The 13,262-nt window shown below is 65.1% G+C and carries 11 protein-coding genes; 7 read left to right on the forward strand and 4 right to left on the reverse strand.

The genetic code is table 11. The annotated features are described in order from the left end of the window. Positions 1 to 4 precede the first annotated feature (4 nt). On the reverse strand, positions 5 to 1,648 hold the full coding sequence (gene pgi, locus JG743_RS00570) for a glucose-6-phosphate isomerase (protein ID WP_202296997.1): 1,644 nt from the start codon (positions 1,646 to 1,648) through the stop codon (positions 5 to 7). Between the two features lie 302 nt (positions 1,649 to 1,950). Here pgi and pdxR point away from each other — a divergent pair, with 302 nt between their 5' ends. Both pdxR and JG743_RS00580 read left to right on the forward strand, forming a co-directional pair. Next, positions 1,951 to 3,444 (forward strand): MocR-like pyridoxine biosynthesis transcription factor PdxR, encoded by a 1,494-nt coding sequence (gene pdxR, locus JG743_RS00575; RefSeq protein ID WP_202296999.1) that lies wholly within the window; start codon positions 1,951 to 1,953, stop codon positions 3,442 to 3,444. Between the two features lie 217 nt (positions 3,445 to 3,661). Next, the gene (locus JG743_RS00580) at positions 3,662 to 5,251 is read left to right on the forward strand and encodes a trimethylamine methyltransferase family protein (RefSeq protein ID WP_202297001.1); all 1,590 of its coding nucleotides are present in this window, start codon (positions 3,662 to 3,664) and stop codon (positions 5,249 to 5,251) included. A gap of 18 nt (positions 5,252 to 5,269) precedes the next feature. Here JG743_RS00580 and JG743_RS00585 read toward each other — a convergent pair whose 3' ends face one another. Together JG743_RS00585 and JG743_RS00590 are read right to left on the reverse strand one after the other, a co-directional pair. After that, the gene (locus JG743_RS00585) at positions 5,270 to 5,668 is read right to left on the reverse strand and encodes a hypothetical protein (protein ID WP_202297003.1); all 399 of its coding nucleotides are present in this window, start codon (positions 5,666 to 5,668) and stop codon (positions 5,270 to 5,272) included. Positions 5,669 to 5,863: 195 nt separating this feature from the next. Then, the gene (locus JG743_RS00590; protein WP_202297005.1) at positions 5,864 to 7,669 is read right to left on the reverse strand and encodes an IlvD/Edd family dehydratase; all 1,806 of its coding nucleotides are present in this window, start codon (positions 7,667 to 7,669) and stop codon (positions 5,864 to 5,866) included. Positions 7,670 to 7,817: 148 nt separating this feature from the next. Here JG743_RS00590 and JG743_RS00595 point away from each other — a divergent pair, with 148 nt between their 5' ends. After that, positions 7,818 to 8,270: an SRPBCC family protein gene (locus tag JG743_RS00595; protein WP_202297007.1), complete on the forward strand. Its 453-nt coding sequence runs from the start codon at positions 7,818 to 7,820 to the stop codon at positions 8,268 to 8,270. 14 nt (positions 8,271 to 8,284) lie between these two features. Here the strand turns inward: JG743_RS00595 and JG743_RS00600 are convergent, their stop codons facing one another. Further along, a complete protein-coding gene (locus JG743_RS00600) occupies positions 8,285 to 9,454 on the reverse strand; it encodes an Mrp/NBP35 family ATP-binding protein (RefSeq protein WP_202297009.1) in 1,170 nt (389 codons plus the stop codon). Positions 9,455 to 9,671: 217 nt separating this feature from the next. Here JG743_RS00600 and JG743_RS00605 point away from each other — a divergent pair, with 217 nt between their 5' ends. The 4 genes from JG743_RS00605 (at position 9,672) to JG743_RS00620 (ending at position 13,253) form a co-directional block, all read left to right on the forward strand. After that, positions 9,672 to 10,049 carry a VOC family protein gene (locus JG743_RS00605; protein WP_202297011.1) on the forward strand — a complete coding sequence of 126 codons (378 nt, stop codon included), beginning with the start codon at positions 9,672 to 9,674 and terminating at the stop codon, positions 10,047 to 10,049. Positions 10,050 to 10,128: 79 nt separating this feature from the next. Next, positions 10,129 to 11,028, forward strand: coding sequence for a LysR family transcriptional regulator (locus JG743_RS00610; protein WP_202297013.1), 900 nt, complete (start codon positions 10,129 to 10,131; stop codon positions 11,026 to 11,028). A 192-nt stretch (positions 11,029 to 11,220) separates the two neighbouring features. Further along, positions 11,221 to 11,700: a formate dehydrogenase subunit gamma gene (locus tag JG743_RS00615; protein WP_202297015.1), complete on the forward strand. Its 480-nt coding sequence runs from the start codon at positions 11,221 to 11,223 to the stop codon at positions 11,698 to 11,700. Then, on the forward strand, positions 11,697 to 13,253 hold the full coding sequence (locus JG743_RS00620; RefSeq protein WP_202297017.1) for a formate dehydrogenase beta subunit: 1,557 nt from the start codon (positions 11,697 to 11,699) through the stop codon (positions 13,251 to 13,253). Before JG743_RS00615 ends, JG743_RS00620 begins: the two co-directional genes overlap by 4 nt. The last annotated feature ends 9 nt before the right edge of the window (positions 13,254 to 13,262 follow it).

Consider the following 13,262-nt stretch of genomic DNA (forward strand, 5'->3'; position numbering starts at 1 on the left):
CCTGTCACTCCGATCCGCGCAATCGGTGGATGTGTCCCACCAGACCAGCCGTCGAGGCATCCCCCTTTGCGGCATTCTCCTTGCCTTCCACGACAGGAAGCAATCCGGTCGCCAGCTCCTTGCCCAGTTCGACGCCCCACTGGTCGAAGGAATTGATGTTGAACAGCGTGCCCTCGACGAAGACGCGATGCTCGTAGAGCGCGATCAGGCGCCCAAAGGTGCGCGGATCGAGCTTGCGGTAGAGGATGGTGACCGACGGGCGGTCGCCGGAGAACACGCGGTGCGGGGCGATCCTGTCGACGTCGGCCGGCTTCATGCCCTTGGCCAGCATCTGCGCGCGCGCCTCGTCCAGCGTGCGGCCCTTCATGAAGGCTTCCGACTGCGCCAGGCAGTTGGCGAGCAGGAGATCGTGATGGTGCTTCAGCTCCGGCTCGTGGCCGACAGCGGCGGCCAGGAATTCGACCGGGATGAAATCGGTGCCCTGGTGCAGCAGCTGGAAGAAGGCATGCTGGCCGTTGGTGCCCGGCTCGCCCCAGACCAGCGGGCCGGTCGGCGTGGTGACCGCGCCGCCATCCAGCGTCACGCTCTTACCGTTCGATTCCATGTCGAGTTGCTGCAGATAGGCCGGCAGCCTGGAGAGACGCTGGTCGTAAGGGATGACCGCGCGGGCGGGATATCGGCAGACGACCCGGTGCCACCAGCCGATCAGCCCCAGCAGGGCTGGCAGGTTCTTCTGCAACGGCGCGCTGCGGAAGTGCTCGTCCATCTCATGCGCGCCGTCGAGGAAGGCGCGGAAATTGCGCGGACCGATAGCGATCATCACCGGCAGGCCGATTGCGCTCCAGACCGAATAGCGGCCGCCGACCCAGTCCCAGAAGCCGAACACGCGGTCCGACGCGATGCCGAACTTCGCCACGAGGTCGAGCGCGGTCGAGACGGCGGCGAAGTGCTTGCCGACAGCCGCCTTGCCCAGCGCATTCTCCACCCATCGGCGTGCCGTCTCGGCATTGGTCATCGTCTCGACCGTGGTGAAGGTCTTGGAGGCGACGATGAACAGGGTGGTTTCGGCCGACAGACCCTTCAGCGTGTCGTGGATGTGGGCGCCGTCGATGTTGGAGACATAGTGCGCGCGGGGGCCGTCGTGATAGGGCGCCAGCGCCAGCGTCGCCATCACCGGGCCAAGATCGGAACCGCCGATGCCGATGTTGACGATGTCGGTGATCTTCTTGCCGGTGGCGCCGGCCGCCTTGCCGGAGCGGACAGCATCGGCGAAGGCGCCCATGGCGTCGAGAACGGCGAGAACCTCGGCCTTGGTATCCTGGCCATCGACCACCACGCTCTTGCCGGTCAGGTTGCGAAGCGCCGTGTGCAGCACGGCGCGGTCTTCGGTGATGTTGATCTTCCTGCCTTCGAACATGGCGGCGCGGCGGCCTGCGAGGTCGGCGGCGCCGGCGAGCTTCTCCAGCATTGCCATCGTGTCGGCATCGACCGCGCATTTCGACCAGTCAAGCAGGAGATCGCCATCGGTGGCTGAGAACGTCTCGAAGCGCTTGGGGTCGGACGCGAAAACCTCACGCATGGTGCCCTTGGCCGCCGCGCGATGTTCGCGCATGGCGACGACTTGCTTGTCAAAAGATGGCTGATCCATGCGGGCTCCTGGCGGGTTTTTGCATCTATTCTAACAGGCCGGATGTTTCCGGCGCGTGTCGTCGCGACATTCTATCGAGCCGAATTCCATTTCATTCAAGGGCGGCGATGCCGCACTGCATCACGCTTTCATGATGCAGCGCGGCGATCGTTTTCGCGGCCATTGGATCGCTTTCGTGACCGATGGATCACTGGCATAAATCCCAGCGATCAGAAAAATTGATTGGCGCAACCCCTTGTGCCACCCCTACACTCGACTGGTCCAGCCAAGCACAAAAAGCTGGCCATCGAGGAAACTCTTCCATGCCACAGCGCAATGACACGGCCATATGGTCCGGCCTGTTCCGGATTTCGGCTGAATCCGGCCAGACCCTGCAGGCGCAGATCCGTCAGGCGATCGTCGCCGCCATTCTAGACCGGCAGATCGCAGCTTCCATGCCGCTTCCCTCCTGCCGCATCCTGGCGGAGAAACTGGGCGTCGCCCGGGGCACCGTGGTGCTCGCCTTCCAGCAACTGGTCGACCAGGGCTTTCTGGTGGCGCGTGAGCGGCGCGGCCATTTCGTCAATCCGGACGTGCTGGCCACCCCCGCCAAGCCGCACCAGAAGGCACCCGACCAGCAGAACGAGATCGATTGGAAGGCGCGCCGGCAGATCGCCGCCAGCGACATGCCGCCGCCGGCCAAGCACGACAACTGGATCAAGTCGTCCTACCCCTTCGTCTATGGCCAGTTCGACCCGGCGCTGTTCCCGACCGCCGAGTGGCGCGAATGCAACCGCATGGCGCTCGCGGTGCTGGAGATCCGCAACTGGGCTTCTGACATGGTCGACCGCGACGATCCGCTCCTGATCGAGCAGATCCAGGCGCGGCTCCTGCCGCGGCGCGGCATCTTCGCCAATCCGGACGAGATCATCGTCACGCTCGGCGCCCAGAACGCGCTCTACATGCTGGCCACGCTGCTGATGACCAAGGGCTCGAAAGTGGCGATGGAGGACCCCGGTTATCCCGACGCGCGCTCGATCTTCCGCCTGGCGGGCGCCGACATCCAGCCGGTCCCGGTCGACCAGTCCGGCATCGTGACGTCCTCGATTCCGCAGGATTCGGGCTTCGTCTTCGTCACGCCAAGCCACCATTGCCCGACCATGGTGCCGCTGTCGGCGGAGCGGCGGCAGGACCTCTTGGCGCGGGCCAACCGCCACAACCAGATCATCATCGAGGACGGCTATGACAGCCAGCTGCTGGACGAGGCGCCGCAGCAGGCGCTGAAGAGCCTCGACCGCTCCGGCCGCGTCGTCTATGTCGGCTCGATGTCGAAGACCCTGGCGCCGGGCTTGCGGCTTGGCTACATCGTCGCCTCGGCCGGGCTGATCGCGGAGCTGCGCGCGCTGCGCCGCTTCATGCTCAGGCATCCGCCGGCCAACAACCAGCGGGCGGTGGCGCTGTTCCTGTCGCTCGGCCATCACGAAGCGCTGGTGCGGCGTCTGTCCACTGCCTTCGACGAGCGGCGCAAGCGTCTGGTCCATGCGATTTCCGCTTTCCTGCCGGAGTGGCGCTCGACCGACTCGGCCGGCGGCACGTCGCTCTGGCTCGAAGGACCGCGCGGCACCGACGCGCGTGGTCTCGCCGAAGCGGCCGCGTCGCGTAGCGTCATCATCGAGCCCGGCGACCGCTTCTTCGACCGCACGGAAAAACCGTCGCGTTTCATGCGCTTGGGCATTTCCTCGATCGCGCTTCAGCACATCGAGCCCGGCATACGGGAACTCGCGACGGCCGCCGGCCGCAGACCCGCCGCGGCCTGATCCACCTGCCGAATTCGACAGAGAGCCGGCCCGCGCCGGCTCTTTTGCTTTGACACGACCCTCTATCGCTTTAGCATCCTGGCATATTCGACGGGACTGGCTGGCTCATAGGCTGCACCAATGCCGGCGGCATAGTCGAGCCACAAAGGGGACGAAGCAGGGCCGATGGTGGACCAACCGCCGCGTCCCGCCTCGCAGATAAAGGTGGAGTGCTTCCATGTCAGTGGCTCTTGAGAAGCAGGATGCGCCGGCCGACCAGCGGTCGCGGCGATCCGGCGGGCGCGAAGCGCGCCGCGCGATGCGGGCGGCACCGCTTGCAGACGACATCAGGCCGGTGCGGCCCGGCCTCGAAGGCGGCAGCTACGGCCCGCTCAGCGAAAACGACCGCGAGCGCATCCACGAAGCGGTGCTGACGCTGCTGGAGACGGTCGGCTTCGCCAATGCCATCCCTTCCTGCATCGAGGCGCTGACCAGGGCCGGAGCCACCTATGGCGACGACGGCCGCATCCGCCTGCCCCGCGCGCTGGTGCTCGACACGATCAAGAACGCGGCCCGGCATTTCACGCTGCACGGCCAGGACCCCAGGCACGACATGGTGATCCAGGGCAAGCGCGTGCACTACGGCACGGCGGGTGCCGCCGTGCATCTCGTCGACGTCGAAAAGCGCGAGTACCGCGAGTCGCAGCTGCAGGACATCTATGACGCCGCCCGCCTCGTCGACGGTCTCGACAACATCCATTTCTTCCAGCGCACCATGGTGCCGCGCGACATTCCCGATCCGCTCGAGATGGATTTCAACACGCTCTATGCGTGCGTGATGGGAACCTCCAAGCATGTCGGCACCTCGTTCACGGTGCGCGAGAACGTCAAGCCGGCGCTGGAGATGCTTTATGCGATCGCCGGCGGCGAGGAGAATTTCCGCGCGCGCCCGTTCGTGTCGAATTCGAACTGCTTCGTCGTGCCGCCGATGAAGTTCGCCGAGGACGCCTGCGGCGTGCTCGAGGCCTGCGTGGAAGGCGGCATTCCGATCCTGCTGCTGTCGGCCGGCCAGGCCGGCGCGACAGCGCCGGCGGCGATTGCCGGAGCCGTGGTGCAGGCGGTCGCGGAAGTGCTGATGGGCCTCGTCTATGTCAACGCCATCAAGCCCGGTCATCCGGCGATCTTCGGCACCTGGCCGTTCGTCTCCGACCTTCGAACCGGCGCCATGTCAGGCGGATCGGCCGAGCAGGCCGTGCTGACCGCCGCGTGCGCGCAGATGGCGCAATTCTATGACCTGCCGGGCGGCTCCGCCGCAGGCATGACGGACTCAAAACTGCCCGACATCCAGTCCGGCTACGAGAAGGGCATCACCAATGTGATGGCCGGCCTCTCCGGCCTCAACCTCGTCTATGAGTCGGCCGGCATGCATGCCTCGCTGCTCGGCTTCTGCCTGGAGAGCCTGATCATCGACAACGACATGCTCGGCCACTGCCTGCGCTGCGTGCGCGGCATCGAGGTGACGGACGAGGCGCTGTCGATCGACACCATCGCCGACGTCTGCCTGAAGGGGCCAGGCCACTATCTCGGCAACGAGCAGACGCTGAAGCTGATGCAGACCGAATATTTCTATCCGGCCATCGGCGACCGCTTCTCGCCCAAGGAATGGAACGAGAAAGGCCGGCCCGATATCCTGCAAAGGGCGATCGCCGAAAAGAAGCGCGTGCTTGCCGAGCGCTTCCCGCGCCATGTGCCGAAAATGATAGACGACAAGTTGCGCGCCCGCTTCGGCGAGATGATCAAGCTGCCGCGCGGCGGCATGGGTGGCTGACGGACCTCCATCGGACCGTCACTCGGCGCTCAGCCCATAACGCTCCACCACCTGGGCGCTGATCAGCTTTGCGTGCAGCGCCATCAGCACGATCTGCGCATCGAGGCTGTCGCCGGCCTCGAGCGCCGCCTCTATCCTGCGTTCGGCGTCCAGCCTGCGCTCGCGGCCATTGGCCTGCTCAAACGTCTCCGGCCCGGCGACGCAATAGCCGAACAGTTCGGCGAGCGACGAATAGGCCTGTGCCGGCGGCTCGTCCGGCCAGTGATCCTTCATCAGATTGACGATGGTGAGCTTGACGCCCTCCGGCACGAGGGCGGGATGGAGGTCGGCGCCGCGTAGGGCGGCATCGAGCTGCCTCAGGTCGCCCGATCGGCCGAACATGCCAAGGAAGCCAAGGGAAGAACGCCGTTTCGTCATGATGGTCCTGTCCGCGCCTCACACATATGGCATCGGGCGCGCCGATTTGCACAGGAGCGGAACCCGCCTTGCTGCCGATCATGCATAGGTACGGCAAGGCCGGAACGGGCGCCGGAGACAGCCGCCCCATTCAGCAAAAACGGCGGCTTGATCCTTCGATCAAGCCGCCGTTCGCGCGAGCGAGGTTGCCGACGCTCAGTGGTTGTCGCGCGGCACCCCCCTGGTATGCGCGACATCCTGGTATTTCACCGCCGGCTTCAGCACCATGCCGGCGGAAAACTGGTCGACCATGCCGCGCTGGATCTCCTGCCACGGCGTCTGGTGCTGGGGATAGTGGAAGCCGCCATTGCCCTGCAGCGCGGCGCGCCGCGTGGCGATCTCCTCGTCGCTGACGAGGATGTTGGCGGTGCCCTTCTTCAGGTCGATGCGGACGCGGTCGCCGGTCTTGAGCAGCGCCAGGCCGCCGCCGATGGCGGCCTCGGGCGAAGCGTTGAGGATCGACGGCGAGCCTGACGTGCCGGACTGGCGGCCGTCGCCAATGCAGGCCAGCGAATGGATGCCTTTCTTGATGAGGTAGGCCGGCGGCTGCATGTTGACCACCTCGGCGCCGCCCGGATAGCCGACCGGCCCGGCGCCGCGCATGAACAGGATGGTGTGCTCGTCGATGCCTTGCGCCGGATCGTCGATGCGGGCGTGGTAGTCCTCCGGCCCGTCGAAGACCATGGCATTGCCCTCGAAAGCCTCGGGATCCTTGGGATTCGACAGATAGCGCTGGCGGAATTCCGGCGATATGCCGCTGGTCTTCATGATCGCCGAATCGAACAGATTGCCCTTGAGGTTGATGAAGCCGGCATTGGCCTTCAGCGGCTTGTCGACGCTGCGGATGACTTCCGGATTTTCGTTGGCCGCGCCTTTGCAATTGTCGCCCATCGTCTTGCCGTTTGCGGTGACGGCATCGGGATGCGGCAGCAAACCACCCTTCATCAGTTCGGCCACCACGGCCGGCACGCCGCCGGCATGGTGATAGTCCTCGCCGAGGTATTCGCCCGTCGGCTGCAGGTTGACGATGAGCGGCACGTTGAGGCCGATCTTCTGCCAGTCGTCATTGTCGAGCGGCACGCCGAGATGGCGGGCGATGGCATTGAGGTGGATCGGCGCGTTGGTCGAGCCGCCGATGGCCGAATTGACGACGATGGCGTTCTCGAACGCCTGGCGCGTCATGATGTCGGACGGCTTCAGGTCCTCATGCACCATCTCGACAATGCGCTTACCGGTCTCGTAGGCGATCTGGCCGCGCTCGCGATAGGGCGCGGGGATGGCGGCCGAGCCAGGTAGCTGCATGCCGAGCGCCTCGGCCAGCGAGTTCATAGTGGTGGCGGTGCCCATGGTGTTGCAATAGCCGGTGGACGGCGCCGAGGAGGCGACGATGTCCATGAACTCGTCATAGTTGATCTCGCCGGCCGACAGCCGCTGGCGCGATTCCCAGACGATGGTGCCGGAGCCGGTGCGCTTGCCCTTGTGCCAGCCATTGAGCATCGGCCCGACCGACAGCGCAATGGCGGGGATGTTGACTGTGGCGGCCGCCATCAGCAGCGCGGGCGTTGTCTTGTCGCAGCCAATGGTGAGCACGACGCCGTCGAGCGGATAACCGTAAAGCACCTCGACCAGGCCGAGATAGGCAAGGTTGCGATCGAGCGAAGCGGTCGGCCGCTTGCCGGTCTCCTGGATCGGATGGCACGGGAACTCGAAGGGAATGCCGCCCATCGAGACGATGCCCTCGCGCACGCGCTTGGCGAGCTCGAGATGGTGCCGGTTGCAGGGCGACAGGTCCGAGCCGGTCTGGGCGATGCCGATCAGCGGCTTGCCGGACATCAGTTCGGCGCGCGTCAGCCCGTAGTTCAGGTAGCGCTCGAGATAGAGCGCCGTCATGCCCGGATTGTCGGGGTTGTCGAACCACTCCTGCGAGCGAAATTTCTTCTTGTTGGTGGGGGCGCCGGCCATCATGGTCTCCGTATTTGTATGACAAATCGATATGACAATGCGCGGATGCAGGCAAGGGGCACGCGCCATCCGAACCCGCACTTTGGTGCGATAGACACAAGTGCGCCCCTGCGCTAGGGCTTTCGACAAGTCTCTCCGGGAGGTTCTGATGGCTTTGGTGATCGAAGGCGAGGAACGTATTGCCGCACCCCTGCAGAAAGTATGGGAAGCGCTGAACGACCCAGCCATTCTGAAGGACGCCATCCCCGGCTGCCAGAGCCTCGAAAAGAAATCCAACACCGAGATGGCGGCGATCGTGGTGCTGAAGATCGGGCCGATCAAGGCGACCTTCAATGGCGAAGTCACGCTGAAGAACCTCAACCCGCCGCACTCCTACACCATCCAGGGCGAGGGCAAGGGCGGCATCGCCGGCTTCGCCAAGGGCGGCGCCGACGTGACGCTGACCGCCGACGGCGCCGACACGACGGTACTCAAATATGCGGCCAAGGCCGATGTCGGCGGCAAGATCGCCCAGCTCGGCAGCCGCCTGATCGAATCGACGTCGAAGAAGCTCGCCGGGCAGTTCTTCACCGCCTTCGGAGACAAGGTGGGGAACGGCTGAGCCGTACCCGCAGTCTACTCGAACACGATGCTTGGCACCGCGGCTTCCGCCGCGCCGCGCTCCTCATTGACCCTGTCCCAGACCTTCAAGGCGATATCACGATAGATCTTCGCCTCGGCCCCGTCCGGCTTCGAGACCACCACCGGCGTGCCAGCATCCGAGCTTTCGCGAATGCCCATTTCCAGCGGCACTTCACCGAGGAAGGTGACGCCCAGCCGCTCGGCCTCGCGCCGCGCGCCGCCATGGCCGAAAATGTCGTAGCGCTTGCCGGTGTCGGGGGCGAGGAAGTAGCTCATGTTCTCGACGATGCCGAGCAGCGGCACGTCGACCTTCCTGAACATGTTGAGACCCTTGCGGGCGTCGATCAAAGCGAGGTCCTGCGGCGTCGAGACGATGACGGCGCCGGCGAGCGGCACCTGCTGCGCCATGGTGAGCTGGGCGTCGCCGGTGCCGGGCGGCATGTCGACGACGAGCACGTCGAGCGGGCCCCATTCGACCTCGCGCAGCATCTGCGTCAGCGCCGACATCACCATCGGACCGCGCCAGATCATCGGCGTCTCCTCGTCGACGAGGAAGCCCATCGACATCACCTTCAGCCCATAGTTCTGCATCGGCTTCAGGATCTTGCCGTCGACGGTCTGCGGCCGGCCATGGATGTTGAGCAGCCTCGGCATGGACGGGCCGTAGATATCGGCATCGAGCACGCCGACCTTCAGGCCGTTGGCGGCAAGGCCAAGCGCCAGATTGACCGCGGTGGTCGACTTGCCGACGCCGCCCTTGCCAGAAGCCACCGCGATGATCGCCTCGATGCCGGGCACGCCGCGCTTGCCGTGGCTGTGCGAGGCGGGCGCCTGCGGCGCGGGCCGCGAAGGTGCCGCCGGCGGGGCCGGTCGAGGCGCGGGACGCGGAGGCACCGGGGCTTCCATGCCGCCGCCTTTCTTCTCGGCCGTCAGCGCCACGACGGCGCCGGCGACGCCGGGAATGGCCTTGACCACACGCTCGGCAGCGGCGCGCAGCGGTTCCATCTCCTGCGCGCGGGCGGCGGGAACGGTGATCGAGAAGAACACCTTGGCGTCGGCGATGAAAATCTCCGAGACCAGGCCAAGGTCGACGATGTTGCCGGTGAAATCCGGCCCGTTGACCGTTTTCAGGCGCTCTATGACGGTTTCCTTGGTGACGGCCATGGTGTTTCCTTGAGGTTTGGCGATGCAGATAGTGCAGTTTCCGGCAAGAACCAAGCCGTGGAGCAATGGCTCGCGCCGCGTGCCACTGAAAACGACCGATGGTGTCGGTTTGCCCGACGCTGTTTTTGGCCGGCACGCACCGCTTGGCCATGGCCGATCGATCCACGGACCCTATCTCGGTTGCCATGAGCGACGGCAACCGGGGAAGGAGGCTGTCATGCTCGCAAACAGCAACGCGACGGCCAATCTGGCGGTGAAGGACCTTGCGAGGGCAAAGACGTTTTATGAAGGAACGCTGGGCCTCAAGCAGGTGGACGAGATGGCCGGAGACCTGATCGTCTACAAGAGCGGCGACACGGTCATCAACGTCTATCGTTCGGAATTCGCCGGAACCAACAAGGCGACGGCGTTGACGTGGACGGTCGGCAGCGAGATCGGCGCGATCGTCCAGGCGCTGAAATCGAAGGGTGTCGCCTTCGAGCACTATGAGATGCCGGGCCTTGCGCTGGAGGGCGACGTCCACGCCGGCTACGGCATGAAGGTCGCATGGTTCAAGGATCCGGACGGCAACATATTGTGCCTTGCGGGCGAGTAAGTTCCGAGGCGCGAACCAGTTCGTGGTTCCGCGGCAGCGCCGTCTGGCGCAACAGCTTTACGCCGGTTAGCCTGCGCCGATGATCGACAAGCTGGAATTCTTCATCGCGCTCGCCAGGGAGGAGCATTTCGGCCGGGCGGCGGAAGTGTGCGGCGTAACCCAGCCGACGCTCTCGGCGGGGATCAAGCAGCTGGAGGAACAGCTTGGCGTGATGCTGGTGCTGCGCGGCTCGCGCTTCCAGGACCTGACGCCGGAAGGCAAGCAGGTGCTGGTTTGGGCGCGCCGCATCGTCGGCGACAGCCGCACCATGCGCGAGGAGATGCGGGCGGCCCGCCACGGCCTGTCCGGCCGCATCCGCATAGCGGCGGTTCCGACGGCGCTGGCCATGGTGGCGCGGCTGACGACGCCATTTCGCGAAAAGCATCCGGGCGTCACCTTCTCGGTGCTGTCGCGCACCTCGATCGAGGTGCTGACGCTGCTCGGTAATTTCGACGTCGATGCCGGCATCACCTATCTCGACAACGAGCCACTCGGACGGGTGGTGAGCGTGCCGCTCTATGACGAGCGCTACCAGCTGATCACCGCGGTCGGAAATCCCTATTCCGACCGCGACAAAGTGACGTGGGCGGAGATCAGCCAGCTGCCGCTCTGCCTTTTGACGCCCGACATGCAGAACCGCCGCATCATCGACCAGCACCTGGCTGAGGCCGGCGTGCAGGTACGGCCGACGCTGGAATCCAATTCCATGATCGTGCTGTTCTCGCATATCCGAACCGGCAAATGGTCGTCGATCATGCCGCTCAACCTCGCGGAAACATTCGGCTTTTCAGAGCCGATCCGGGCCATTCCGATCGTCGAGCCGGATGCCAGCCACACGGTCGGGCTGGTGGCGGCTCCCGGCGAACCGCACACGCCTTTGGTGCAGGCGCTGCTGGACGAGGCGATGACGCTGGCGGACGATTTCCGAAACCATCGCTAGGCTAGACAGTGCAGGCGGACCGCACTTGATAGAAAATTTCTATCGAGCGACGGAACAGCTTTATTGATTTCGGAGGTTTCCTCTGATTTCGTAAGGACTTAGCGATATTGCGTCCTATGCATGTCGTTGCCCGAAAACCGCTCTATATTTGGGTGACATACATAAGGTCGCCACGACCAGGGAGGGCGCTGCATGCCAATGCAGCCTGCAAGTACCGAGATCGCATCGCGCACGGCCGCGATCGTTGAGGAATTGAAGGGCCTTGATGGCCCGCTGTTGCCGATCCTGCACGGCATCCAGGAAGAGTTCGGCCATGTGCCGCAGGCAGCGCTCCCGGTCATCGCCGACGGGCTGAACCTCTCCCGGGCCGAAGTGCACGGCGTTGTCACCTTCTACCATGATTTCCGCGCCCGCCCGGCCGGCCGGCATGTGCTCAAGCTCTGCCAGGCGGAAGCCTGCCAGTCGATGGGCTCGGACGCGGTGGCCGCCAAGGTCAAGCAATTGCTCGGCATCGGTTTCCACGAGACCACCCGCGACGGATCGGTTACACTGGAGCCGGTCTATTGCCTCGGGCTTTGCGCCTGTTCGCCGTCGGCGATGCTGGACGGCGAGGTGATCGGGCGGCTCGATGACGAGAAGATCGAAGAGATCGTCGCGGAGGTACGCTCATGATCCCGCGCATCTATGTTCCCGCAGACTCGGGCGCGCTGGCGCTGGGCGCCGACAAAGTCGCCAAGGCGATCGCGGAGGAACTCAAGGAGCGCGGCGTCGAGGCCAAGATCGTGCGCAACGGCTCGCGCGGCGCCTATTTCCTGGAGCCGATGGTCGAGGTTCAAACCACCGAGGGCCGCGTCGCGTACGGGCCGGTGAAGCCTTCCGACGTCAAGAGCCTGTTCGACAGCGGCTTCCTCAAGGGCGGCCACCACAAGCGCTGGCTGGGCGCGCCGGACAAGATCCCGTTCCTGGCCAAGCAGACGCGGCTGACCTTCGCGCGCTGCGGCGTCATCGACCCGGTGTCGCTCGACAATTACAAGGCGCATGGCGGGCTGAAGGGCCTGCAGAACGCAGTGGCCATGGCGCCGGCCGACATCGTCAAGCAGGTCACCGAATCCGGCCTGCGCGGCCGCGGCGGCGCCGGCTTCCCGACCGGCATCAAGTGGAAGACGGTGCTCGATACGGCAGGTGACCAAAAATATATCGTCTGCAACGCCGACGAGGGCGACAGCGCCACCTTCGCCGACCGCATGATCATGGAAGGCGACCCCTTCGTGCTGATCGAAGGCATGGCGATCGCCGGCATCGCCACCGGCGCGACCAAGGGCTTCGTCTATATCCGCTCGGAGTATCCGCATGCGGTGGCGACGATGAACAAGGCTGTCCAGGTCGCCCGCAAGGCCGGCGTGCTCGGGCTCAATGTGCTGGGCTCACCCAACGCCTTCGACATGGAGATCCGCGTCGGCGCCGGCGCCTATGTCTGCGGCGAGGAAACCTCGCTTCTGAACAGTCTGGAAGGCAAGCGCGGCGTGGTGCGCGCCAAGCCGCCGCTGCCTGCGATTCAAGGGTTGTTCGGCAAGCCGACGGTGATCAACAACGTCATCTCGCTAGCCTCGGTGCCGATCATCATGGACAAGGGTGCCGCCTTCTACAAGGATTTCGGCATGGGCCGCTCGCGCGGCACGATCCCGATCCAGATCGCCGGCAACGTCAAGCATGGCGGCCTGTTCGAGACGGCCTTCGGCCTGACGCTGGGCGAGATCGTCGACGAGATCGGCGGCGGCACGGCTTCCGGGCGTCCGGTGAAGGCGGTGCAGGTCGGCGGCCCGCTCGGCGCCTACTTCCCGCGCGCACTGTTCGACACGCCGTTCGACTATGAAGCCTTCGCGGCCAAGGACGGATTGATCGGCCATGCCGGCCTCACCGTGTTCGACGATACCGCGGACATGCTGAAGCAGGCACGCTTCGCCATGGAGTTCTGCGCCATCGAAAGCTGCGGCAAGTGCACGCCGTGCCGCATAGGCTCGACGCGCGGGGTGGAGGTTCTCGACAAGGTCGCCGCCGGGGTCGAGGCGGAGAAGAACCTCGCTCTGGTCACCGACCTCTGCAACACGATGAAGTTCGGATCGCTGTGCGCGCTGGGTGGCTTCACGCCCTACCCGGTGATGAGCTCGATCACGCATTTCCCCGAGGATTTCAAGCCGGCGCCGGCGCGCGTTGCGGCTGAATAGGAGCTGGCA

It is taken from the genome of Mesorhizobium sp. 131-2-1, from assembly GCF_016756535.1.
Lineage (GTDB): Bacteria > Pseudomonadota > Alphaproteobacteria > Rhizobiales > Rhizobiaceae > Mesorhizobium.